The organism is Arthrobacter sp. TMS2-4 (genome assembly GCF_054511075.1).
This window is the reverse complement of record NZ_JBTNDI010000004.1, coordinates 147,686-171,258: the sequence shown is the minus strand read 5'-3', so window position 1 is coordinate 171,258 and position 23,573 is coordinate 147,686. Positions and strand designations below refer to the sequence as shown.

At 69.3% G+C, this 23,573-nt stretch carries 25 protein-coding genes and 1 riboswitch; of the genes, 19 read left to right on the top strand and 6 right to left on the bottom strand.

The annotated features are described in order from the left end of the window. Window positions 1-120: 120 nt before the first annotated feature. From ACX80F_RS07790 to ACX80F_RS07770, 5 genes are all read left to right on the top strand, one after another. Window positions 121-615 (top strand): universal stress protein, encoded by a 495-nt coding sequence (locus tag ACX80F_RS07790; protein ID WP_459335813.1) that lies wholly within the window; start codon window positions 121-123, stop codon window positions 613-615. Window positions 616-681: 66 nt separating this feature from the next. Then, window positions 682-1,818 (top strand): lycopene cyclase family protein, encoded by a 1,137-nt coding sequence (locus tag ACX80F_RS07785; RefSeq protein ID WP_459335812.1) that lies wholly within the window; start codon window positions 682-684, stop codon window positions 1,816-1,818. 224 nt (window positions 1,819-2,042) lie between these two features. Continuing rightward, a complete protein-coding gene (locus tag ACX80F_RS07780; RefSeq protein ID WP_459335811.1) occupies window positions 2,043-2,261 on the top strand; it encodes a hypothetical protein in 219 nt (72 codons plus the stop codon). Between the two features lie 73 nt (window positions 2,262-2,334). Beyond that, window positions 2,335-3,882, top strand: coding sequence for a DUF4389 domain-containing protein (locus ACX80F_RS07775; RefSeq protein WP_459335810.1), 1,548 nt, complete (start codon window positions 2,335-2,337; stop codon window positions 3,880-3,882). A gap of 49 nt (window positions 3,883-3,931) precedes the next feature. After that, window positions 3,932-4,831: a hypothetical protein gene (locus tag ACX80F_RS07770; RefSeq protein WP_459335809.1), complete on the top strand. Its 900-nt coding sequence runs from the start codon at window positions 3,932-3,934 to the stop codon at window positions 4,829-4,831. Between the two features lies 1 nt (window position 4,832). Here the strand turns inward: ACX80F_RS07770 and ACX80F_RS07765 are convergent, their stop codons facing one another. Both ACX80F_RS07765 and ACX80F_RS07760 read right to left on the bottom strand, forming a co-directional pair. Continuing rightward, window positions 4,833-5,696, bottom strand: coding sequence for a universal stress protein (locus tag ACX80F_RS07765; protein ID WP_459335808.1), 864 nt, complete (start codon window positions 5,694-5,696; stop codon window positions 4,833-4,835). Beyond that, window positions 5,693-6,193, bottom strand: a complete 501-nt coding sequence (locus ACX80F_RS07760) for a universal stress protein (RefSeq protein WP_459335807.1) — start codon at window positions 6,191-6,193, stop codon at window positions 5,693-5,695. The genes ACX80F_RS07765 and ACX80F_RS07760 overlap by 4 nt, the downstream gene beginning before the upstream one ends. 196 nt (window positions 6,194-6,389) lie before the next feature. Here ACX80F_RS07760 and ACX80F_RS07755 point away from each other — a divergent pair, with 196 nt between their 5' ends. Then, window positions 6,390-7,058 (top strand): response regulator, encoded by a 669-nt coding sequence (locus tag ACX80F_RS07755; protein WP_459335806.1) that lies wholly within the window; start codon window positions 6,390-6,392, stop codon window positions 7,056-7,058. Here the strand turns inward: ACX80F_RS07755 and ACX80F_RS07750 are convergent. Beyond that, on the bottom strand, window positions 7,027-8,643 hold the full coding sequence (locus ACX80F_RS07750; protein WP_459335805.1) for a GAF domain-containing sensor histidine kinase: 1,617 nt from the start codon (window positions 8,641-8,643) through the stop codon (window positions 7,027-7,029). The genes ACX80F_RS07755 and ACX80F_RS07750 overlap by 32 nt on opposite strands. Window positions 8,644-8,847: 204 nt before the next feature. Here ACX80F_RS07750 and ACX80F_RS07745 point away from each other — a divergent pair, with 204 nt between their 5' ends. After that, window positions 8,848-9,297 carry a pyridoxamine 5'-phosphate oxidase family protein gene (locus tag ACX80F_RS07745; RefSeq protein ID WP_459335804.1) on the top strand — a complete coding sequence of 150 codons (450 nt, stop codon included), beginning with the start codon at window positions 8,848-8,850 and terminating at the stop codon, window positions 9,295-9,297. On the opposite strand, the gene ACX80F_RS07740 is transcribed toward ACX80F_RS07745, so the two are convergent. Then, on the bottom strand, window positions 9,227-10,150 hold the full coding sequence (locus ACX80F_RS07740) for a universal stress protein (RefSeq protein ID WP_459335803.1): 924 nt from the start codon (window positions 10,148-10,150) through the stop codon (window positions 9,227-9,229). The genes ACX80F_RS07745 and ACX80F_RS07740 overlap by 71 nt on opposite strands. A gap of 327 nt (window positions 10,151-10,477) precedes the next feature. Here ACX80F_RS07740 and ACX80F_RS07735 point away from each other — a divergent pair, with 327 nt between their 5' ends. Then, window positions 10,478-10,927: a pyridoxamine 5'-phosphate oxidase family protein gene (locus ACX80F_RS07735; RefSeq protein ID WP_459335802.1), complete on the top strand. Its 450-nt coding sequence runs from the start codon at window positions 10,478-10,480 to the stop codon at window positions 10,925-10,927. 11 nt (window positions 10,928-10,938) lie between these two features. Continuing rightward, window positions 10,939-11,259: a hypothetical protein gene (locus ACX80F_RS07730; RefSeq protein WP_459335801.1), complete on the top strand. Its 321-nt coding sequence runs from the start codon at window positions 10,939-10,941 to the stop codon at window positions 11,257-11,259. Window positions 11,260-11,339: 80 nt separating this feature from the next. Here the strand turns inward: ACX80F_RS07730 and ACX80F_RS07725 are convergent, their stop codons facing one another. After that, entirely contained in the window at window positions 11,340-11,705 is a 366-nt protein-coding gene (locus tag ACX80F_RS07725) for a hypothetical protein (RefSeq protein ID WP_459335800.1), read from the bottom strand. Between the two features lie 68 nt (window positions 11,706-11,773). Next, entirely contained in the window at window positions 11,774-12,055 is a 282-nt protein-coding gene (locus tag ACX80F_RS07720; RefSeq protein ID WP_459335799.1) for a hypothetical protein, read from the bottom strand. A 179-nt stretch (window positions 12,056-12,234) separates the two neighbouring features. On the opposite strand from ACX80F_RS07720, the gene ACX80F_RS07715 reads away from it, so the two are divergent. The 10 genes from ACX80F_RS07715 to ACX80F_RS07670 all read left to right on the top strand — a co-directional run bounded on the left by ACX80F_RS07715 (window position 12,235) and on the right by ACX80F_RS07670 (window position 23,540). After that, entirely contained in the window at window positions 12,235-12,504 is a 270-nt protein-coding gene (locus ACX80F_RS07715; protein WP_459335798.1) for a BON domain-containing protein, read from the top strand. Between the two features lie 12 nt (window positions 12,505-12,516). Continuing rightward, entirely contained in the window at window positions 12,517-14,562 is a 2,046-nt protein-coding gene (locus ACX80F_RS07710; RefSeq protein ID WP_459335797.1) for a heavy metal translocating P-type ATPase, read from the top strand. A 72-nt stretch (window positions 14,563-14,634) separates the two neighbouring features. Further along, window positions 14,635-14,762: riboswitch (SAM riboswitch) on the top strand. Between the two features lie 134 nt (window positions 14,763-14,896). After that, window positions 14,897-16,558 (top strand): ABC transporter substrate-binding protein, encoded by a 1,662-nt coding sequence (locus ACX80F_RS07705; RefSeq protein WP_459335796.1) that lies wholly within the window; start codon window positions 14,897-14,899, stop codon window positions 16,556-16,558. Beyond that, the gene (locus ACX80F_RS07700) at window positions 16,559-17,491 is read left to right on the top strand and encodes an ABC transporter permease (protein ID WP_459335795.1); all 933 of its coding nucleotides are present in this window, start codon (window positions 16,559-16,561) and stop codon (window positions 17,489-17,491) included. Continuing rightward, entirely contained in the window at window positions 17,488-18,399 is a 912-nt protein-coding gene (locus tag ACX80F_RS07695; protein WP_459335794.1) for an ABC transporter permease, read from the top strand. Before ACX80F_RS07700 ends, ACX80F_RS07695 begins: the two co-directional genes overlap by 4 nt. After that, entirely contained in the window at window positions 18,396-20,126 is a 1,731-nt protein-coding gene (locus ACX80F_RS07690) for a dipeptide ABC transporter ATP-binding protein (protein ID WP_459335793.1), read from the top strand. The genes ACX80F_RS07695 and ACX80F_RS07690 overlap by 4 nt, the downstream gene beginning before the upstream one ends. Then, the gene (locus ACX80F_RS07685; protein WP_459335792.1) at window positions 20,123-21,607 is read left to right on the top strand and encodes an LLM class flavin-dependent oxidoreductase; all 1,485 of its coding nucleotides are present in this window, start codon (window positions 20,123-20,125) and stop codon (window positions 21,605-21,607) included. Before ACX80F_RS07690 ends, ACX80F_RS07685 begins: the two co-directional genes overlap by 4 nt. Before the next feature lie 9 nt (window positions 21,608-21,616). After that, entirely contained in the window at window positions 21,617-22,210 is a 594-nt protein-coding gene (locus tag ACX80F_RS07680; RefSeq protein WP_459335791.1) for an acyl-CoA dehydrogenase family protein, read from the top strand. Window positions 22,211-22,234: 24 nt separating this feature from the next. Then, a complete protein-coding gene (locus tag ACX80F_RS07675; RefSeq protein ID WP_459335790.1) occupies window positions 22,235-22,915 on the top strand; it encodes an acyl-CoA dehydrogenase family protein in 681 nt (226 codons plus the stop codon). A gap of 52 nt (window positions 22,916-22,967) precedes the next feature. Beyond that, complete coding sequence (locus ACX80F_RS07670; RefSeq protein WP_459335789.1) at window positions 22,968-23,540, top strand: MOSC domain-containing protein; 573 nt, start codon at window positions 22,968-22,970, stop codon at window positions 23,538-23,540. The last annotated feature ends 33 nt before the right edge of the window (window positions 23,541-23,573 follow it).

Below are 23,573 nucleotides of genomic sequence, written 5' to 3'. Positions count from 1 at the left end.
CGGTCGCGGGCTGCGCTCCCCTCCTCACAGGACGAAAGCCCCTATCGTGCACGGCTGGCGGTAGGCACGCTTCAGGCAGCAGCACCGCCCGGATCGGAGCCAACCACGAGGAGACACACCATGAGCACAACAGCCGCACCCCGGATCGTCGTCGGCGTCGACGGTTCGCAGCAGTCCGTCGAGGCGTTGCGGTACGCCCAGCGGCTGGCCCCTGCCTTCGACGCGACGATCCTGGCGATCGCGGCGTGGGACTATCCGGCCGAGTACCCGGGGTACGTCCCGCTCGGCACCAGCGAGTTCGCCGACGCCGCGAAGATCCACCTGGAGCACGCTGTCACGAAGGCCTTCGGAGGGAACGTCCCGAGTGGCCTGGAGACCACGGTGGTCTTTGCACACCCCGGCAAGGCGCTCGTCCAGGCCTCCCGCGACGCCGCCTTGCTCATCGTGGGCCGGCGGGGCCACGGTTCGTTCCGTGGATTGCTCCTGGGCTCCGTCAGCGCGAGCTGCGTCTCCCACGCCCACTGTCCCGTGCTCGTCATCCATCACGTGCCTGAGGACGAGGCGCCGGCCGACGCGGCGTCGAAGGGGAAGGTGGCTGAAGACGCAGGCGCTTGACATCCTGTCACCGCTCCCCCGGCAGGATCGATGGACCAACCGCGACGATTTGGAGCGTAGACCCCGGTGAACCATGCACCCGCGGACTTCGACATCATCCTCGCCGGCGGTGGACTCGCCGGACGAAGCCTCGCCTATTTCCTGAGTAGGCATCCCGGCGTGGGCGACGTGCGGATCCTCCTCGTCGACGACAGCCGCCACTACCAGCACCGTTCCATCATCTACTGGTACGACGGTGTCCTCCCGCTGCGACTGATCCCGTCGTCGAGCTATACGACCCTCGCCGTGGATACTGCGGCCGGCCTGCGGAGGCTCTCGCTCGAGCGTCACACCCTGTCCTTGACCTCCTCGCAGACGATCTTCGCCTGCTTGGACCATGTGATCGACGCCGATCCGCGCATCACGCGACTCGAAGCCCACACGGCGCGGATCCACGGTCAGGGGAACCGGGTGGTGGTGGCGCTCACCGACGGCCGGGTCTTCACCGCCGCACACTGCTGCGACAGCACCTCACCACCGTCCGGGGTGAGGCCTCCCCTGCTCATGACCGGTGAGATCCGGCGGATCCGGACCGCACGCGAAGCCTTCGACCCCTCCGTCGCGACGTTCATGGACTTCCGATCGGGCGACGGCGAGCAGCCCGGCCGCTTTCATTGCCTCCTCCCGGTGTCGACCCGCGAGGCGGTCGTGGAGACGACGAGGATCACGCGGGGCGATGCACCAGCCGTCCGCGGGCCTTTCGACGCGGCGGCGGCGCGTTACCTTCGCGAGACCTGCGGGGTGACCGACTTCTCGACGCTCGCCGTCGAACGGGGCTCGATCCCGCTGGGCCTGCGTCGTCGATCATCGCGGGGACGACACCTGTACGTCGGCACCCCCTCGGGGATCATCAAGGCTACGACCGGGTACGGATTCACCAGGATCCTCCATCAGGCCGAGCATGTCGCCTCATCGTTCGCGGCGACCGGTTCGCCGCGGAGTGCTGCACCGTCCCGCAGATTCCGTCTCTATGACAAGCCCGTCCTCAGGATGTGGCTCCGCGACCCCGAATCGGCCGTCCGCTTCATGAGGGCGGCCTTCGCGTCGCTCGACGCTGACCTGATCCTGGATTTCCTCGATGAACGTACGAGCCTCCTGCAGGAGCGGGAACTCCTCGGTGCCATGCCCGTCCGGATGCTCCTGCAGCCCCGCCTCTGGCTTTGACTGCCCGACCCGTCCTGCCCCCCTCGGACAGCGCCCCTGTGGTGCCGCCCCTGACGCCGCAGCGCACCCCGCGATGGTGACGAAAGGCCCTAGAGGTGGGTGCGGCCCCGACGGACACTGGACCCACCCCTTTCGGGAGTGGTCGTCGTGCGACGCCGGCGGGAAGCGCACTGGAAGCATCAGCCGGTCGGCGATCATCTCACGAGCGAACGAAGGACACCTGAATGATCCCGACCGAGCACCCGGCCGCTCCACCGACGTCGGCACCTCGCCGGAAGCACCTCGATCCGTCCGGCGAGGGCGACGATCTCCGGCCCGCCGGTCTCATGCCCACCGGATCCGATCTCAAACGCCTGATGGAGCGGCGCCGGGAAGCAGAGCGGAAGCTCGCCCTGCATATCCAGAAGTACCGGGAGACCCACCCGCTCCCACCGAAGGAATGATCCAGGAACGCGCGCCCGTGCCGGCGAGGCCTGCTCCTTCCTGATCCAGACACCGTCTCGGAGGACGCCCGCCATGAGTTCGACTTCATCGAGTACTGCTCCCCCGCCGTCCCGCACACCCATGCGGGCCGGTCCGCTGGTCATGGTCCTGCTCGGCGCCCTGCTCGTCTCGATAGCAGGGGGCCTCGCCTTCGGGGGTCTGCTCATCGGTGCCCTCGCAGGCTTCCAGCGGGATGGACAATTCCTGACCACGTCCACGGAGCGCTTCGCCTACGACTCCTACGCGCTGACCACCCAGCCCCGGGACATCCGACTGGATGCCGGAGATGGCGCGCTCCCCGCAGGTATCGCGACGGTCCAGCTGAAGGCCACCAGCATCCCTAGCACGGAGGCGGTCTTCGTCGGTGTGGCCAGGCAGGCCGACGTCGACGCCTACCTCTCATCGGTGCAGCACACCGAACTGACCGACATACGCACCGACCCCTTCCGCGCCGTCTACCGCGACGTCCCGGGTTCGTCCGTGCCGGCCCCGCCCACCGAGCAGACGTTCTGGGCGGCGTCGGCCTCGGGCACCGGGACGCAGGTGATCTCCGTCGATGTGCGCTCCGGGAGCTGGGCGGTGGTGGTGATGAACGCCGACGGGAGTCCGACCGGCGAGGTGGCCCTGCAGGCCGGATTCCGGTCGAGCCTCTTCACGCCCGTGGGCCTGACGCTGCTCCTGGTGGCCGGGCTTCTCACGCTTGTCGGCATCCCACTCATGCTGATCGGGGCGAACTCGCTCGGAAAAGGGATCGACCCATCCCTGGCCGCCGGCGCGAACCGGCGTGATGGTTTGCCCGAGGACCCTCACCGCGCCTCGTCCGGCGATCCCACGCGTGACGTCCTGGCCTACCCGGCTCGTCTGACGGGCTACCTGCAACCGCGACTCTCGCGCTGGCTGTGGCTGGTGAAGTGGTTCCTCGTCATCCCGCATCTCGTGGTGCTCTGGCTGCTCTGGACGGCGTGTTTCGTCAGCACCGTCGCCGCCGGGATCATCATCCTGTTCACCGGGCGCTACCCGGCAGGCCTGTTCGCGTTCTCCGTGGGGGTTTTCCGCTGGACGTGGCGGGTCCAGTTCTACGCCACCGCACTGGGAACGGACCTGTATCCGCCCTTCACCCTCGCTCGCGTCCGGGACTACCCGACCGACTTCGACGTCCCCTACCCATCGCGTCTGAACCGCGGCCTCGTCCTCGTGAAGTGGTGGTTGCTTGCCCTCCCGCACCTGATCGTCGTCGCGGCTCTGACCGGCGCCCTGTCCACGACCGTCGTCGTCCTGCCCGGCTCGGGTGACGTCATCAGGACCACCGCGCCGTCGTTGCTGAGCCTGCTGGCGCTCATCGCAGGGTTCACCCTCCTGTTCACGGCGCGCTACCCGGCACCGCTCTTCGCCCTGGTCATGGGAATCCACCGCTGGACCTATCGCGTGGCGGCCTACGTGTTCCTCCTCCGGGACGAATACCCGCCGTTCCGCCTGGACCAGGGACCGGAGGACGCAGAGCACCGTCCCCGCGAGACCGCCGGATGGGGAACCGGCGGACAGCAGCTCCCGCCGGTCCCGCCCCGTCCGCCCGGCTCCTGACGGACCGCGACATCTCCCACTCACGATCCCTGCGGAAAGGGCAACGACCATGGCACCCACTCACCCCCACGAGATCATGGACCTCTCCATCCTGCAGCGTGGCACGGAGGGCACCGCAGCGCTGGGCCGCAGCACTCCCGTGAGTGTGGAGATCCATGCGACCCGCCGCGTACGGGTGACGTCGGTCCAGTTCACGCTCGTGCACTCGCTGGAACTCTCGCAGACGCGGGGAAACCAGTTCGGCGGGACGTATCACGCCGCTGAACGCAGCTCACGGGACATCGGGAGCACGGTGGTCAGCACCGGTGTCACCCTGCGCGAGGGTGAGTCGTGCTTCGAGGTCAGCCAGCTGATGGTGCCCGCCGACGCGGTCCCCACGCTGCACGGGAAGCTCGCGCTGTCCGGCTGGTCCGTGCGGGTGCGGGTGTCCTCCGACGGCAACGCGGACGTCGTCCGCTCGCATCCGCTGGTCGTGCAGTCGGACGGGACCACGGACGACGCCGGACCCGCACTCCCTTCGGCCGACGGGCGCCATGCCGCGACGGACCTGCAGGTGTCGGAACTGTCCACGCAGAGCGTGCATGCCGGGATGCAGCTGTCCGGCGTCGTGACGGTCAGCGACTCCAGGGCACGTGCCCTGAGCATCAGCATCGTCATGCAGGAGGAAGTGATGTATCGGGCCGGCCACCGTTCCCACGAGAAGCATCCCCCCGGGAGCGTCATCGTCGAGGAGACGGTGATCGACCAGGTCCGCCTCCCGGCCAATGTGGCCGGGGGCTCGGCGGTGCCCTTCACCCTCACGGTCGGTGCCGTTCCCGCTCCCACGGTCACCTCCCCCGTGCTGCAGGTCCGCTGGTTCCTCCGGGCCGCACTCGAGGTGCCGTTCCGACGCAATCCCGAGGTGACGGCACCCCTGGCCGCGAGTACCCGGATCCCGTCGCGGGCCTGACCTACCGCACGACGACGACGTTGCCGTCCGCGTGGTGCAGTACCGCATGGACCGTCGATCCGAGCCGGACGCCGAGCGTGTTGCGCCCCTTGGCTCCGAGGACCACGCACGCGGCTCTCCTGGCCTCCTCCACGATGGCGCCGGGGACGGAGGCAGCGAGCAGAAGGTCCGGGGTTGCGGTCGGGCCCGCATGATTGCCGAGCAGTGCCACGGCCGCGTCCAGGACCGAGTCCTGTTCCAGCTCCCGGGACGAGGCCTCGGTCGCCCCACGACGGTGCGGGGCGTTCACGTGCAGGAGTCGGAGTGACTTGTGCAGGGTGCCGGCGAGTTCGGCCGCCACCATCACCGCCCTGTCGCTTTCAGGAGAACCGTCGACGGCGACCAGGACGGTGTCGTGCGTAGGTCGCGCATCACGGACGACCATGACGGGGCAGGACGCGGTGGAGACGAGATGGAGGCTCACCGATCCGATCAGCAACCCCGAGAAGCCACCGAGGCCCCGCGTCCCCGTGACGAGGAGGGAGGCCTCGTCGGAGAGCGTCGTCAGGACGCCGGAGGGCGCGCCCGTCACCATCCGGTCGTGTACCTCGAGCTCCGGCTCGGAACGTCGTGCCAGCTCACGTCCCTCGGCCAGAATCCGCTCTGCTTCCGCACGCAGCCCGCTGTCCTCGACGCCCGCCACCGGTCCCAGGTGATCGGTGAAGTACGGCCAGATGAAGGCGTGGACGACGACGAGCGGCAGCTGGGCGGCGCCGGCGTAGCGCGAGGCCCACAGCAGTGCTCTCTTCGATTCGTCGGACCCGTCATAGCCGACCATGACCGGCTTTCCCTCGCGGAGCCCCGCGGTACCACCGATGCCGGTCATGCCGAAGCGGAAGCGGGTCGGGCGGCGGAGTCACCTTCGCCGTCGGATGGCTGGAGCGCGCCGTGCGCGATGAGCACCGGGCAGGCGGAACGCTCGGCGACCGAGGAACTCACCGATCCGAGGAGGAGACCCGCGAAGCCACCGTGGCCCCGCGACCCGACGACGACCATCGATGCCTTCCGGCTCTCGTCGATGAGTACCTGGGCGGTGGGTCCCTGCAGGACCCGACGTTCCACGGGGCACGGAGGCTCGTTCCCGAAGGCCGCCGACAACGCGGTGTCGAGTGCCGTCTCGGCCAGTTCGTCGGGGTTCCAGGTGATGGGGGCGAAGGTGCCGAAACCTATGGGGTACTGCCACACCGTCAGCGCCCTGATGGTGTCCCCGGCGAGCGGGACGAGACTGCCCGCGAGTTGCAGTGCGGCGATCGACTGCTCCGACCCGTCGACGCCGACCACGATCACGAGGGGTTTGCGGGGCGGGGTGGTCGTGTCCGTCATGGGTGCTGCTCCTCTTACGCAGGTGACCGTGCCACCACATTGTGCCCGAAGCGACACTCGAGGGATAGGGCCGCAGGCCCCGCACTTTGAGGCCCTTGTGCCCTTCCGAGCAGCACGATACCGGGAGATGATGGTTCCTGAACACCAGGCCCCCGGTTCGGCAGCGACGGGGTATCGACGATGTCGGAGGTTGGACATGGACTACCCCGCGACCGATGTGCATCCGGAAGAGGCCACGGTGTTCCTCCTCGACGACCATGAGCTGGTCCGGCGTGGGCTGCGCGAGCTCCTGGAGAGCGAGGGGTTTTCCATCATCGGGGAGTCCGGATCGGCCGAGGAAGCGACCCGGAGGATTCCTGCCCTGTCCCCCGATATCTCGATCCTCGACGCCAGATTGCCCGACGGTACGGGGATCGAGGTCTGCCGCGACGTGCGCTCCATCGACCCCTCCCTCGCATGCGTGATCCTCACGAGCTATGACGACGACCAGGCTCTGCGAGGAGCCGTCCTCGCCGGTGCTTCGGGGTACATCCTGAAGGAGATCCTCGGATCCGATCTCGTCGAGAAGGTCCGCCGGGCAGCGGCCGGCGAGTCACTGTTCCCGGCCGGCGTGACGGAACGCACCACCGCGGGGCTCCAGGACGCCCCGGTGGAGGACCCGCGGCTGGCAGGCCTGACCACCCAGGAGAAGAAGGTCCTGGCACTCATCGGCACGGGGTTGACCAACAGGGAGATCGGCGCCGAACTGTTCCTCGCGGAGAAGACCGTCAAGAACTACGTCTCGTCCCTGCTGTCGAAGTTGGGGTTCCAACGCCGCACGCAGGCAGCGGTGTTCATCTCCCGCCCGGGCCCCCCGGATCCGTAGGGTCCAGCGGGATCCTGAGGTGGACCTTGGTCCCCCTGCCGGGTTCGCTCGTGATGGAGATCGTGCCGCCGCATAATTCGGCGCGGCGCCTCATGTTGGCCATGCCGCTGCTGCGGCCGGGCTTCTCGAATCCGCGGCCGTCATCGGCGATCCCCAATTCCAGGTGTTCGCCGATTGCCCTCAGCGTCACCGTGATGGTCTGCGCGTCGGCATGGCGCAGGGCGTTCGACAACCCCTCGAGCAATACAGCCCTCACATGGTCGGCGCGCTCGTCATCGAGGGCTGCGTCGAGCGGGCCTGAGAGCTGAAGGACAGGTGCGAGGTCATGGCCGTCGAAGGCATCCGCGACGAGGGAGAAGATCGTGGAGGTGAACGTCGGGGTGACCTGCGGGACGGTACGTAGCGAGTAGATCGTGTCCCGCAGTTCCCGGATGGTCTCGTCCAGTTCCGTGGTCACGGCGGAGATCCGGTTCAGGGCTTCCCCGTCCGGCGTGTACTTGCGCAGGCTCTGGATGCTCAATCCCGCGGCGAAGAGCCGCTGGATCACCAGGTCGTGCAGGTCACGCGCAATCCGGTCACGGTCACCGAAGACCGCCTCCTGTTCCCGCTGGCGGTGGACACGCAGCAGTTCGAGGGCCAGGGACACATGGGACGCGAAGGTGGTCATCATCTCGTGGTCGACGTCGGAGAACGGCGACCCGGCAGATGACCGTCCGACGACGAGGAACCGGCGGTCGCCGTCACCGGGCAGCCTGGTGCAGAGCGCCGTCCCGATCATGCCTTCCGGAGCGCCGGGTAGCACCTGGGCGAACTCCTCGGCGTCCAGGACCATCGGCAGCAGGGTGCTCGGGAGCCTGGCGAGCAGCGCCGGGTCCAGGCTCGACTGCCCGAGGAGGCCCTCGACCTCCACGCCGTCCACCGCCTCGCACCCCACTCCCCGCTTGCCGCCGAAGTCTCTGAGGACAGCCGCGAAGATACTCTGCGATGCATTCAGTGCGTGCGTGGTCAGGATGTCCAGATCGTGGTGGGATTCGTCGTGCTGACCGAGCAGTTCCCTCACCGCGTTCAGCCCGCCCTCGAGCCACCGGGTCCGCCGGTTCGCCTCATCGAAGAGACGGGAGTTCTCGATCGCGACTCCGGCCGCCGAGGCCAGCGCCACGACGAGACGTTCGTCGTCGACGGAGAATTCAGCGCCCCCGTTCTTGTCGGTCAGGTACAGGTTGCCGAAGACGCGGTCGTGGATCCGGATCGGCACGCCGAGGAAGGACTTCATGGGCGGGTGGTCCGCCGGATAGCCGTAGGCGAGGGGGTGCTCGCGCAGATCGGCAAGGCGGAGCGAGTGCGGCACCGAGATCAGCAGGCCGAGGATCCCGTGACCCGTGGGGAACTGGCCGATACGCCGAATCTCGTCATCCTGCAGTCCCACGGTGGTGAAGTGACCGAGCGTGCGGTCCGGCCCGATGACCCCGAGGGCTCCATAGCGGGCGCCGACCAGCCGGCACGCAGCGGAAATGACGCGTTCCAGCACGGTGTCGAGCCCTAGGTCGTCCGCGATGGCGGCGAAAGCCGCGAGTAGGTCTTCCATCCCGGCCGGCGCTGCCGTCTGTGGCGGCGCTCCGCTGGGCAGTTCTTCAGAATAGGTGACCACGTGCCGCACTCCGTACTGTCGGCGTGATGTCCCGCCCCCCGGGGAATCACGATCCGTCCTCCACGACGAGACCGGAACGCCGGTCCGGAAAAGGGTCCGAGTGCCCTATCCGGTCCGCTGGTCGCTTCCTAGTGTCGATCTATGGAAGCCGAGAATACACCGACGGAAATCCTTCCGGCGCACGAATGCTGGAGATTACTCCGAAATGCTCCGTTCGGGCGCCTCGCCCTCTGCGTCCAGGGAATCCCCGCCATCTTTCCGGTCAATTTCGTCGTGGAACACGGAACGATCGTCTTCCGTACATCGGAGGGGACGAAGTCCCGGTTCTCCGAGAAAGCGCCGGTCGCTCTCGAGGCGGACGGTTTCCTCGACGACGGCGCCCGGGTGTGGAGCGTGATCGTCCACGGACAGGCAGCGACCATCAACCGTACGAGTGAACTCATGGACACGGTCACTCTCCCGCTGCATCCGTGGGAGATGGGCCGCAAGGACCGCTTCATGCGACTCGTGCCCGAGACGGTCACAGGACGTTCATTCGCTCCTCTGCACGTGTCGGCACATTCTCCGACGGCTCGAGCTCACGACGAGTGAGGACGAGCGTGGGGCAGGGTGGCTCCAGGAGCAGGGTGTGTGTGACCGAGCCGAGGGACATCGCTGAGCGCGTGCCGCTCCCGTGCCGGCCGATCACCAGCAGGTCCGAGCCGGCCCCGTGGAGCGCGAGGGCCTCGACCGGTGTGTGCAGGTCATCGACGATCCATGTCACGAGAAGGTCCGGGAAGCGTGTCCGCACGTCGAGGAGCATCGGCGACGCACCGACTGCCATGCGCTGGGGCGAGGAACCCAGCGCGGTCACCACCGTGAGCGCAACGCCTGCCGCGTGGGCCTCCTCGGCCGCTCGCAGGAGGGCGGCGCGGGACATGTCAGAGCCGTCCACCCCTACGACGACTCCCCCTCCGGCCTGGCTGGAAACCGTCCCATAGGCGTATGCCTGCGGCACGACCAATACTGGCGTCGCGGAGTTCAACGCCACCTGCAACGCCACCGATCCCTTGTACTCCCCGGTCAACGGGTCCCTCCGGTCCGCACCCACGACGATCATGGGCGCCGCGACCGAAAGGCCCAACAGCGCCTCGACGACGTCTCCACAGTGGAGGTACGTGCTGACCCGCAGACCCGGGTGACGATGGGCGACCCGCGACGCCTCGCGACCGACCATGACGCGCCCGGCAATGACTTCGTCGCCGTACACGCGACCGGGCGGCATGAGGGACGGGTCGGCGATGGCGTGCAACACGGTCAGCGGTGCACCGAAGGCCGCCGCCCGTGCGGCAGCCCATTCCACGGCGGTCCGATCGGCCGCGGGGTCGCGCACTGCGACGAGCATCGGTTGGGGGCGCTGTACCGACGGCGTCGTTGCAGTCGCCTCTGGAAGGACCGTGGTCATGATGCATCCTAACCGTGCTGATTCTGATCAGAAATGGTGGTGGTACGCCCCGGACGGGACCGGCTGCCAGGCCGGGGACCTTCGTCGACCGGGGACGTGCTCCCGGGGAGGGGGCGCTCCCCCATGGCTTCGGGCGGGGAAAACCCGTGGTGTCGAGCGCGATGAGCGTGGGGCACCGTCTCACCATCACAGATCCCGGGAGCACTGATCAGGGCCTTTGGGCCCTGATACGGGTGTCGAAGAGTTTGTAGCGTCAACGGAGGCCCTCCGTCCCGGGACCACCGGGCAGGACGCTGCGATCCACCCCTACGGACGAAGGATGACACCGTGTCGACACCGCCACGTCAGGACAGTTACTGGGACATGCCCGGCGCCCTCCACGCCTCGGAGGCCCTCACTCCGTCGCAGTGCTGGGCCCTGGCATCGACGCAGTCGATCGGCCGTCTCGGTTTCTTCCACGAAGGATTCCTGAACATCTTCCCGGTCAACTTCTTCGTGCTGGACGAGCACCTGTATTTCCGGACCCGGGCAGACGGTGTCATCGCAGGCAGCTACCTCGAGCATGCAGGTTTCCAGGTGGACCTCACCGACCGGAGTACCCAGAGTGGGTGGACCGTCCTGGCCAACGGGCCGGCCACCCGAGTCGAGGACCAGGCTCTCCTGACGACCCTGTGGGGGAAGGTCTCCGAGGAGCCGTGGGCACCGGGATTGCGCGACCTCTTCCATGAGATGACTCCCACCCGGATACGTGGTCGTCGCCTGTCGACCACCCGTTAGCGTTGCAGGCCATGACGATCCGAATTGGTGGTCAGGAGCCGTCCGCCCTTCGCCCTGTCCCGGCAGGGGACGACGGCGGACTCGTCGTGGATGCGCGGTCCCTCCGTGAACGCGCCGTCGGGGACGGCCGATCACGGGGACACATCCCGGTCTGCATGGCCTGCGGTTCGGATGACGCGCTCGTCTACTCCACCTTCTCCGAACAGACGGTCCTTCCCAACGGCTGTACCCGATATGCGCGGGCGGAGTACTGCTGCGCCCGTTGCGGACGGAGCCGTGGTCACGAGGTGCCCGCGAACTGGCGCCCGCCGGGCTGGTTCTGGTGCACGTGAGATCTGTATGACTGGTTCGGCCTCGGCGCACCCCGCGCTCGCCGTTGAGCCCAGGGTGCGCCCGTCCGTCGCCCCGCGCCCTAGGACGCGGGAGGTATGACCCCTAGGGGGAAGGGCGCCGGCGCAGCGCCCTGAGCCAGGAGACGCGCCGTGATCGAATCAGGGTGCAGGTCTGCCCGCACCGTATCCCAGGCCTGTGCTTCGCTCAGGTCGAGGACGACGTTCGTTCCCGGGGACAGGGTGGCTGCCCGTCGCACCACGAGGTCGAGCGCATGCAGATTCACCGCGGACACACAGCCGTGGACGAGAATCTGCACTACGTGCGCCTCGGCGTCGGCGCTGACGAGGATTTTCAGCTTCCGGTTGGAAGCCGAGGGATGCATCGCCATGGCGCGGCGCCGCATCGTCTCCTCGGTCTCGGCACCGAGTCCGGGTGCCCCTGCCATGGCTCCGCGGCGGTGGGCGGTCCTCGCCGAACCCTGAGTCGATCCTGCGGATGCGGCCGGACGCCTCCTCACCGGTCCAGCATTTCTGCGTGGTCGCCCCGCCGCTGGCGGCCGTTCCCCTCGGCATGGAAGGCACCCACGTCCTGCGCCCGACGACGCGCCTTGAGGAAGACGAGTTCCTCCCCCGAGAACCAGTACTCACCGTGGGCGTCGGCGTGCAGGCTCTCGCCGACGGTTGCCTCCACGCGGTTGACCATCGTGCGCGGAAGGACCACGCACCCCGGATTCTCGAGAACCCATTGCTGCACGCCCGGATCGATCCTGGTCCAGATTGAACTGATGTTGGTCACTGTGCGAACCTCTCGGATCGGTGTCTCGCATTGCACGAACATCACACGCGAGAGGCCCAGCTACTACTAGGGCCGAAAGTCCCATGCGACGTCATAAGGCCGCGGATTGCGCGCTGGGACGGCACCGAAGAGGACCTTGGGCCCTGCAGTCGACCGGGTGTCCGGCGCACAGTGGAACGATGACCATGTCAGTCGACCCCCGTCTCGTCGAGGGTGAAGGAGGGCGCGCGGCGGACGATACCGTCTCGCTCGAGAATCTGCTGCGCCAGGCAGTCCGCCTCGCTGCCGACTGCGTAGACCTGGACATCACCGTGACCGAAGGCATCGTGATGCTGTCGGGCGTGGCCATGTGCCGCGAGGACAAGTCACGGGCAGGCTTCGCCTGCTGGTGCGACCCGACCGTCCGCGCCGTCTACAACAACCTGACCATCTCCTCGCGCCCTGCCTGAGCACCGTAGGCCATGCCGGATACGTCCGCCGACGTCCCTGCCCCGTCCGGTAGCACGTCGGGCCCCGGCCAGGCACAGAACCTCCCTCGGCCACCGCACGCCGGACAGCAACGGGACGCGTCGTCGGGAAGTCCGCGGCCGCAGCCGAGGACATCGCTCCCGAGACTCCCCTGGCTGGTCGTCCTCACGTGCGTCGTCATCGTGGTGACGGTCCTCCTCGATGCTCTGGGAATCAGCACCGCCGCGCAGGTCGTCGCGACGTCCTACTCCGTGGCCGTGGCGACCGTGCAGGCCTACGGCATGCTCCGGGACATCCGGAAGGGACACTGGGGCGTGGACCTCCTGGCGCTGATGGCCATCGTCGCGACGGCCGCCACCGGGGAGTACTACGCGAGCATCGTCGTCGTACTGATGATCGCCAGCGGGCAGGCGCTGGACGAGTTCGCGTCCGCACGCGCGCAGACCCAGCTCCGCGCACTGCTCGAGCGGGCACCCCGGTCCGCTCACCGGATCACGGCGGACGACCGGGAGCAGGCGGGCGACCGCACGGCCGAGGGCGGCGCGATCGAGGATGTCCCGATCGATGACCTCCTCGTAGGCGACCTCGTGCTGGTGAGGCCCTCGGAGGTCGTGCCGGCTGATGGGACGCTGACAACGGACTCCGCGACCCTCGACGAGTCCATGCTCACGGGTGAGAGCATGCCCGTCGACTACGTGTGCGGCGCGCACATCCTCAGTGGATCCCTGAACGGCGCGAACGCCCTGACCCTGCGGGCGACGGCGACTCCGGCGCAATCGCAGTACAGCCAGATCGTCGCGCTCGTCGCCGAGGCATCGGCCAGTCGGTCACCGACGGTCCGGCTTGCGGACCGGTTCGCGGTGCCCTTCACCGCCTTCGCGCTCGCCCTCGCCGCCCTGTCCTGGTTCCTGAGCTCGGATCCGACGCGGGCCGCCGCGGTTCTGGTCGCTGCCACACCATGCCCCCTGCTGATCGCCGCACCGGTGGCTTTCCTCGGGGGGATCAGCAGGGCCGCCCGCGCCGGCATCATCATCCGGAGCACCCAGGCGCTGGAACAGCTCGCACGGGCCCGGACTGTCGCCTTCGACAAGACCGGCACCCTCACCTCCGGCACGCCGGTGGTGGGCGCGGTCGTCCTCGCCCCGACGCCAGGGCCCCTCACGCAGGACGAGGTACTCGCCCTGGCCGCCTCCGCGGAGCAGTACTCCACCCATGTCCTCGCTGCAGCCATCACCGCGGAGGCCGTGCATCGCGGCCTGGCACTCCGTCCGGCGAGCAGGGCGCAGGAGCTCGCCACCGACGGAGTGCGCGCGGAGATCGCCGGGACCACCGTCGCCGTCGGCAAGCGCCGGTTCGTCGAAGGCCTCGTCGGGCCCGTCCCGGACCCTCCCCTGTCGGCGGGGGAAACCGCCGTCTTCGTGGGGGTCGGTGAGCGCTTCGCAGGGTTCATCCTGCTGCGGGACGCCCTGCGCAGCGCGGCGCCGGCCACGGTCGGTTCGCTCGTCGCCCTCGGCGTGCGCGAAGTCCTCATGCTCACCGGAGACGTCGAAGCCACGGCACGCCACATCGCACGGGAAGCGGGACTGACCACGGTCCACCACGACTGCCTTCCGGCGGACAAGGTGGAGATCGTCCGGAACCTGCCCGAGCGCCCCGTCGTCATGGTGGGCGACGGCGTCAACGACGCCCCGGTACTCGCGGCCGCGGACGTCGGCATCGCCATGGGGGCGAGGGGATCGACGGCGGCCAGCGAATCGGCAGAGGTGGTGATCACGGTCGACGACCTCGCGAAGGTCACCGAGGCCGTGCTCATCGGCAGGCGGACCCTGCGCATCGCACTGCAGAGCATCGGGATCGGCATCGGGCTGAGTCTCGTGCTGATGGTGGGCGCCGCCCTGGGACTCGTCCCCCCACTGGCCGGCGCGTTCGGCCAGGAGGGCATCGATCTGCTGACGATCCTCTACGCCCTGCGCGCGGCGAGCGCCCCACGCTCCGGTGTCCGCGGCTCCACGGACGTCGGTCAGTCTGCGCGTACGTAGGTGCGGCCGCGTCGCAGTCACATTACTTCTTGTTGACCGAAGCACCCGACGGCATGCCTATAGTGATTCCAGCTTCAAGAGACACGGCCGCCAAGCTCCGACTAGGCCGCGCACCAACCCCATGTTCGTGGGTGGTTCGGATGACGAAGCGGCCTTCGCCATGGCACCCAGTGCTGGTCCGGCGAGGGCAAGAGCACTTCGAGAGGCCACATCGTGAGCTGTAGCGCACACCGCACCCTTTTCTGACAGCACGCGCTCCGACGCGACGTGCTGCGCATTCCCCGCTTCCATGAACTTCGCCCTGCATCGGGCCAGATCCTCCTGAGGAATACCCATGAACGCATCCGTAATCCCCCCTGCCCGGAATCGGCGACGCGGTCGCCGATTCACAGCATTGTCCGTCGTCGCCCTCGCGACACTGCTCAGCGGCTGCGGCGGCGCTGTGGGCGCCCCGGCGGAGACCGACGGCGAACCGGTGGCCGGTGGCATCCTCGACGTGTCGATCTCCGCCGAACCCGGCTGCCTCGACGGGCACGGCATCTCTGCGACCCAGCAGCAGTTCCTGGGGCGCCTGATCTACGACAACGTGGTGACCCTCGACGAGAACGGCGAGATCGCGCCGTATCTCGCCGAGTCCTGGGACGTTTCGGAGGACGGCAAGACGTACACGTTCCACCTCCGGCAGGGCGTCACGTTCAGTGATGGCTCACCCTGGAACGCGGAGGTCCTCGGGCAGAACTTCGAGCACATGAGGGACCCCTCCACGAAGTCACCCCTCGCCGCCGCCTACATCGCCCCGTACGTGGACGGCACTGTGATCGACGAGTACACCTTCGAGGCGCACCTCGCCTACCCCTACACACCGTTCCTCTACACGCTCGCGCAATCGTGGCTCGGTATGACCTCCGGCAGGGCGATCTCGGAGTCGCCGGAGACACTGTGCCAGGAGCCGATCGGTACCGGCCCCTTCGTCGTCGACGACTACAAGCCGGGGCAGAGCATCAGCTACACCAGGCGGGAGGGCTACGACTGGGCGCCGGAATGGCTGGAAGGGGACGGCGAGGCGCACCTCGACGGCGTCGAGGTCACCCTCGTCGGCGAGCCCGTCATCCGCCACCAGTCGCTCCTCTCCGGGCAGTACGACCTGACGGAGAACCTCGCACCCCAGAATGCCGCGGCAGTGCAGGCGGACCCGGACTTCACGTACCAGAACCTGCCCCGGACCGGCAGCCCTTACGTGCTCGGCTTCAACCTCGATCGCGCGCCGTTCGACGACCTCGCGGTCCGGCAGGCGTTCGCCGCCGCGGTGAACACGCAGGCCGTGGTGGAAAGCCTCGGGTTCGGCACCTACACGCCGATCGACGGATTCCTGTCGAAGGAGAGCAAGTACTACGACCCGTCGGTCGAAGGCCTCCTGACGTACGACCCCGAGCGGGCCGACCGGCTCCTCGACGACGCCGGCTGGACCGGCCGCGACGACGAGGGCTTCCGCACGAAGGACGGGAAGCGCCTCACGGTCGAGGTGCCCACCGTGGAGAGCTCGACGCCGAGCCCGCTACTCGTGCAATTGCAGGGTGAGGCCCGCAAGGTCGGCTTCGACCTCCGGATCATCCAGCTCCCCCAGGCCCAGCTCACGGAGCTGCGCTATGCCGGCGACTACGACGCCCTGGCCGGGGTGTGGCACACCAACACCACCGATGTCCTGTTCATCCGCTACCACTCCTCCGAGATCACGGGCGAGCGGATCGGCCAGAACTCGTCGTACGTGGACGACCCGGAGCTCGACGCGCTGCTCTCCGCGGCCCGCGAGGCGGATGACGGGCCCGCCGCCGAGGAGGCGTACTCGAAGGCACAGCACCGCCTGATCGAGCTCGTGCCCGGCGTGCCGCTCTACGAGAACCCTAGCCAGTTCGCCTACACGAACACCCTGCACGACGTCGCCGTGGACACCTCCCACCCGGTGCCCGTCCTCACCTATGCCTGGAAGGCCGAGTAGATGGCCGTGCTCCGGCGTATCCTCATGCGGCTCGCCGTGGGGGTCGGTGTCCTCTGGGGGGCCGCGACCCTGACGTTCGTCGCGGTCCACCTGATCCCGGGCGACACGGCCCTGCTGATCCTCGGCGGACCCGACGCGCGGCCCACCGCCGAGACGCTCGCGCAGGTCCGTGCCGACTACCTCCTGGACCAGCCCTTCGTCGTCCAGTACGGCAGCTACCTCGGGAACCTCCTCCAGGGCGACCTCGGACAGTCCTACCGGCTGCGCCTGCCCGTCACGGAAGCCATGGGGCAGCAGATCGGCGCGACGGCGGCGCTCGCGACCGCCGCCGTCGCCGTCGCCCTGCCACTGACGTTCGCGGTCGCGATCCTGTCGGCGCAGCGTGCCGCCTGGATCCGGTCGATCGTCTCCGGCATCGAAGTGGTCCTCGCCGCGACGCCGACCTTCATCATCGGCTTCGCGCTGCTCATCACCTTCTCGTTCACGCTGCACTGGTTCCCCATCGGCGGGAACCAGGGGCCCGCCGCCCTGGTCCTTCCCGCCCTCACCCTCGCCCTCGCGATCTTCGGGACGCTCTCCCAGGTCCTGCGGAACGAGCTCGAGGACGTCCTCGAGCAGCCGTTCATCCTGACGGCTCGTTCCCGCGGCATGCGCGACCTGCCGGTGAGGATCCGCCATGCCCTGCGGCACGCGGCCATTCCCGTGATGACCATGTCCGGGTTCGTCGTCGCCGCCCTGCTCGGTGGTTCGGTGGTCGTCGAGACCCTCTTCAGCCGGCAGGGCATCGGTTCCCTCACGCTGGCGTCGGTCTACAACAAGGACCTGCCCGTCATCATCGGGGTCGTGCTCCTCTCGGCGGCCGTCTATGTGGTCGTGAACCTCGTCCTCGACCTCCTGTACACGCTCGTCGACCCGAAAGTGGTGACCGCATGAGCACCACCTCGCCCGTCCTTCCCCCCGCCGTCGCCCCGACGGCAGGGCTCCCGGACCAACCGGCAGCCCCTGCCGGGCTCCCGCAGCGGCTGCACCGCCGCCGGCGGGTGCGTCCGGCCATCCTGCTGGCCTCCGTGTTCCTTCTCTGGCTGGCGGCGGCGGTCGTGGCCCCGGGACTGCTCGCCCCGGCCGACCCGTACGCGGTGGACCCGGCCAGGAGTTTCGCGGCACCGGGCCCCTCGGCCTGGTTCGGTACGGACGACTCGGGGGCCGACAACTACACGCGGATCGTCCACGGCGCTGCGACGTCGCTGTACATCGGCGTCGGCGCCACCGCGATCGGCGTGATCGGCGGAACCGTGATCGGCCTCCTCGCGGGACTCAACGGACGGCTGGTCGAGGCGTCGGTGATGCGGCTCCTCGACGTCACCCTCGCCATCCCGGAGATCCTCCTCGCCCTCGTGGTGATCGGCATCATCGGCGGTGGAACGGAGAACGCGATCCTCGCCATCGGCGCCGGCAGCGTCGCCTACTACGCACGGATCACGAGGGCCCAGACGCACCTCGTCCGCCAGTCGGGCTTCGTCGAGGCCGCCCGCACCCTCGGACTGCCGGCGTGGCGGATCCTCGCCACACACGTCGTGCCGAATGTCCTCCGGCCCGTCCTCGTCCTCGCCACGATCGGCATCGGCTCCGCGATCGGGGCCGGGGCGTCCCTGAGCTTCCTCGGACTGGGCACCCCTCCCCCCGCGCCCGAATGGGGGGCGATGCTCTCGGCGGGCCGGAACTTCGTCTCCAACGCGCCCTGGATGATCACCATCCCCGCGGGGTTCCTCGTCGCCACCGTCCTGTCCATCACCGTGATCGGGCGCGAGCTCCGACGCCGCGCCGAAGGGAGGCTCCCATGAGCTCCACCGCCCCTACCCCTGCCGGGTCCCCCTCCGTCGTGGCCGACACGCCTGTCGTCGAACTCGACGGACTCTCCGTGGCCTTCGGTCGCGGCGTCCACCGCCGGGAGGTCATCCACGACCTCACCCTGTCCGTCCGGCCGGGCGAATGCCTCGCGCTCGTGGGCGAATCCGGCTCCGGGAAGTCCGTCACCGCCCGGACCCTCGTGGGCCTCACCGGTCCAGGCGCCGAGGTCCGCTCCCGCGCGCAACGCTTCGACGGCCGGGACGCCTCCGCCTGGGGCGAGCGTCAGTGGACCCGCGTGCGGGGCCAGGAAGCCGGCTTCATCCTGCAGGACGCCCTGTCCTCGCTCGACTCGCTGCGCACGGTCGGCGACGAGGTGGGAGAGGTCCTGCGCCTGCACGGCGATCTCGACCGCGGTGCCCGCCGGGCGCGTGTCGTCGAACTCCTCACCGCGGTGGGCGTCCCCGATCCGGAACTCCGCGCCGGTCAGTACCCGCATCAGCTCTCGGGCGGACTCCGCCAGCGCGCCCTGATCGCCTCGGCGATCGCCGCGGACCCGCGCTTCCTCATCGCCGACGAACCGACGACGGCGCTGGATGCCACCATTGCGGCGCAGGTCCTCCGCCTGCTCGACGACCTCAAGGGCGGCAACACCGCGATGCTCGTGGTCAGCCACGACCTCGCCGTCGTTGCGGACCTCGCCGACCGCGTGGCGGTCATGCGCGACGGCGCGATCGTGGAGGAAGGCAGCGTTCAGGCCGTCCTTCAGGACCCCCGGCACCCCTACACACAGGGACTGCTGGCGGCGATCCCCTCGCGCTTCTCACGCGGACGACGCCTGACGGTCAGCGACCGGGCACCAGGACAGGAGCGTCGGGCGCTCGACGGCGGACGGCGCGCCCCGTCCGCCAGTGGGGTCCTCACGCCGAGTCCTGACTCCCTCGTCGTCGAGGGGCTCACCAAGTCGTTCGCCGGACCCGGCGGCAGCCGCCGGGCGGCGGTCGACGGCGTGTCCTTCACGCTGCGCCGGGGCGCCACCCTCGGGATCGTCGGGGAATCCGGGAGCGGCAAGAGCACCGTGGCGCGCATCGCCCTCGGCGTCGAGCCTCCCGATGCGGGCACCGTCCACGTCGGTGGGCGCACCTGGGCCGAGCACCGGGCGTCCCGTGACCTCGCGGCCCGCCGCGCCGTACAGATGATCTATCAGGACCCCCTGCAGTCCTTCGACCCCCGGAAGACCGTACGGCAGGTGATCGGACAGGCCGCCGCCGCGGCCGGGACCCCCCGGACTGCACGGGCCGGACGCGTCCTCGAACTACTCGACCTCGTCGGGCTGTCGTCCGACAGGGCCCGCGCCCGCCCGCTCGACCTGTCCGGCGGCCAGCGGCAGCGGGTGGCCATCGCCCGCGCCCTCGCAGCCGAACCGGAGGTCGTCATCTGCGACGAGCCGGTCTCCGCACTCGACATCTCGGTGCAGGCCCGCATCCTCGATCTCCTGATGGACCTGCAGGAACGCTTCGGGCTCAGCTACCTCTTCATCTCCCACGACCTCGGCGTCATCCAGCACGTCAGCCGCGACGTGCTGGTCATGAAGGACGGCGTGGTCCTCGAACAGGGCCCCGTCTCCGAGGTCTTCGACGCACCAGGGCACGAGTACACGCGCCAGCTCATCAACGCCATCCCCGAACTCACCGTCGCCCGGAAGGACACTCCCCGCTCATGACACGCCAGATCGCCTTCAACCTCTTCGAGATGAACTGCGTGGGGCACATCTCCCACGGCCTCTGGGTCCACCCGGAGAACAACCGCCACCGTTTCAACGACCTCGACTTCTGGGTGGAGACTGCGAAACTCCTCGAGGCCGGGCTCTTCGACAGCGTCTTCCTCGCGGATGTGATCGGCACCTACGACGGCTACCGCGGCGGCCCGGAGACGGCGTTGCGCGAGGCCGTGCAGATCCCCAGCAACGACCCCCTGCTGATCATTCCGGCGATGGCCGCCGCGACGAAGCATCTGGGCTTCGCCGCGACGTTCTCCACGACGTACGAGCCCCCGTTCGCTTTCGCGCGGCGCGCGTCCACGCTCGACCACCTGACCAAGGGGCGGTTCGGCTGGAACATCGTCACCTCCTACCTCCCCAACGCCGCCCGGAACTTCGGACTGGCCGACGAGGTGGAGCACGACCACCGTTACGCCATCGCGGACGAGTACCTGGATGTCCTGTACAAGCTGTGGGAGGGCTCCTGGGACGACGACGCCGTGATCGAGGACCGCGAGCGGCGCGTCTACACCGACCCGTCGAAGGTCCGCTACATCAACCACCGCGGCCCACATTTCTCCGTGGCCGGCCCGCACCTGAGCGCACCCTCCCGCCAGCGCACCCCGGTGCTCTTCCAGGCCGGCAGCTCCGTCGCCGGCAAGGCCTTCGCGGCCCGCCACGCCGAGGGCGTCTTCGTGGGCGGCCGTGACGCCGCCGCCTACCGCGATAACGTGGCGGACCTGCGCCGACTCGCCGTGGCCAACGGACGCGGCCCCCACCACATCAAGACATTCGCGAGCGCCGTCGTGATCGTCGGTCGGACGTTGAAGGAGGCCCAGCGGAAGGCAGAGGACTACCGCCGCCTCTCCAGCGCGGAAGGCTACCTCGCCCACGCGGGTGGCGGCGGAATCGACCTGGCGGCCTACCGCTCCGACGAGGTCATCGACGACATCCTCGCGCGTGAGGACCGGCCCGGGCGGGACAGGCAGCCCAGCAACCGGAGGCACCCGGCGGGGACGACCGTCGGCGAGGCCCTCGAGCGGATCACACGCTTCGACCGTGGGCCTTTCGTGGCCATCGGAACCCCCACGGACGTCGCTGACGAGATCGAGCGGTGGGTCGAGGGCACGGACCTCGACGGCTTCAACCTGCGACAGTTCCTCACGCCGGGCACCGCGGAGGACTTCGTCGAACTCGTGGTCCCCGAACTGCAGAAACGCGGGCTGTACCGCAGGTCGTACGAGGAATCGACCCTCCGCGAGCGCCTGTTCGGGCCGGGCGCCACACGGCTCTTCGACCAGCACCCCGGGGCCCGCTATCGCAACGGCGCCAACCTGGGCAGCGACGCCGCGCCGCTCGACGCATCCCGGGCGGCCGCCGTCGCACCCGGCGCCGCAGGGACTGTCCCGTCCTCCACCCCGTCCGCCGCTCCGACCTACGCCTAGGGAGTCTCCATGTCCACCGAGCCCACCGTGCGCACCGAACCCATCCTCCGGCCCGGGGCGAGCGGGCCGGAACAGCACGACGCCTCGCCGACGACGGCAGCCCTCAGGGAGCGGTTCCGTCCCCTCTTCGCCATCATCGCGGCCGGAGCGGCCCGCCGCGAGCAGACCCGCAGCTTGCCCTTCGAGGAGGTCGCTGCGTTGAAGGAGGCCGGATTCGGCGCTCTGCGCGTACCCAGGCAATACGGCGGATCGGGGGTGTCGCTGCGGCAGCTCTTCACGATCCTCACCGATCTGGCGGCTGCGGACTCGAACCTCACGCAGCTGTGGCGCGGCCACTTCGCCTACATCGAGGGCATCCTGCTCCAACCGCCGTCAGTGCACCGCGACCGATGGCTGTTCGACATCGCGACGGGGACCATGATCGGAAACGCCTCGAGCGAGCTCACCGGCACGTCGCTGCGGGACCTCCACACCACGCTGACCTCCCCCAACCTGCCCGACGGGGCACCGACGCTGACGGGCACCAAGTACTACAGCACCGGCAGCCTTCACGCCGACTGGATCGCCGGCAGCGCCGTCCACGACGGCGAGCGCGTCGGGTAGGCGGTCCGGGCCACGGCCGCCGGCGTGGAGCGGGTCGACGACTGGGACGGCTTCGGTCAGCGACTCACCGGCAGTGGCACGACCCACTTCACGGAGGTGCGCGTCGACCCGCGGAACGTACGCCACTACTCGGGGGAGACGCCGAGCCATGTGCCGGCGTTCTTCCAGCTCGTGCTCGTCGCGTCGCTCGCCGGGATCGCCCGGGCCGCGGCCGAGGACGCTGCGGACTTCGTCCGGCCACGGACGCGCTCCTACGTCAACGCGACCACACCGCTGCCGCGGGAGGGCCCGCAGGTGCTGCAGGTGGTCGGCGAACTGGGCAGCAGCGCCTTCGCGGCCGACGCCGTCGTCCTCGCGGCCGCCGATCTCCTGGACGCCGCCTACGAGCGGCTCCGGAGTGGGGTGCCCGCTGCTGGTGGGCCCCCGGACGACGGGTTCCCCGGACGGCTCGCGACCGCCGCGGTGGACGAGGCCGACATCGCGGTCAGCGGGGCGCAGGTGGTGGCCGTCGCCCAGTCCCTGAGGGCGGCCACCGAACTGTTCGAGGTCGGCGGGGCGTCGGCGACCTCGACGGGCCGTGCCCTCGACCGGCACTGGCGCAATGCGCGGACCATCTCCTCGCACAACCCCGCCATCTACAAGGCCCGGTCACTGGGCTACTGGGCGGTGCACGGCGAGCGGGAGCCGCGGACGGCAGGTACCTGAGGAGGCCCGACGGCGCCGCGAGGGTCGACCGCCGGCGGCTAGCGTGGGGGTCATGACACACGAGTTCCGGTACGACGTCGACATCCTGCACCTGCTCGTCTCCCCCGGCCACGCCTACTTCGGGCGAGCCCGCGACGGAGCAGTCGATGTCCCCACCATCGACGCGGACCGGGTGGAGGTCGTGGCCGGCAAGGGTATCGTCGGCGACCGGTTCTTCGGGAAGGCGGCCCACATGGATGCCGCCGTGACCCTGTTCGCCATCGAATCGCTCGAGGCCATCGCGGCGGAGCTCGGGGCGTCCCCCTTCGATCCGCTGCTTCCGCGCCGCAACGTGGTCCTTCGGGGCGCCGAACTGACGCCGCTCATCGGCCACGATTTCGTCCTCGAGAGTGCCGGCGGGACCGTCACACTCCGGGGCGGACGGCACGCCCACCCCTGCGCCTGGATGGACCGGGTCCTGGCCCCGGGCGCCCACCGGGCCATGCGGGGCCGGGGCGGCGTACGGTGCCTGCCCCTGGACAGCGGATCCCTGCATCGGGGGCCCGCCGTCCTGGTGAGCCCGGTGCCCCTGGACCCGGCGCGGGCGCAGGTGGCGTCGGTGCTCAGGCCCTCCCGGCTGCCGTAGGGAAGGCGGGGCGTCGCACTCCCACGGCATCAA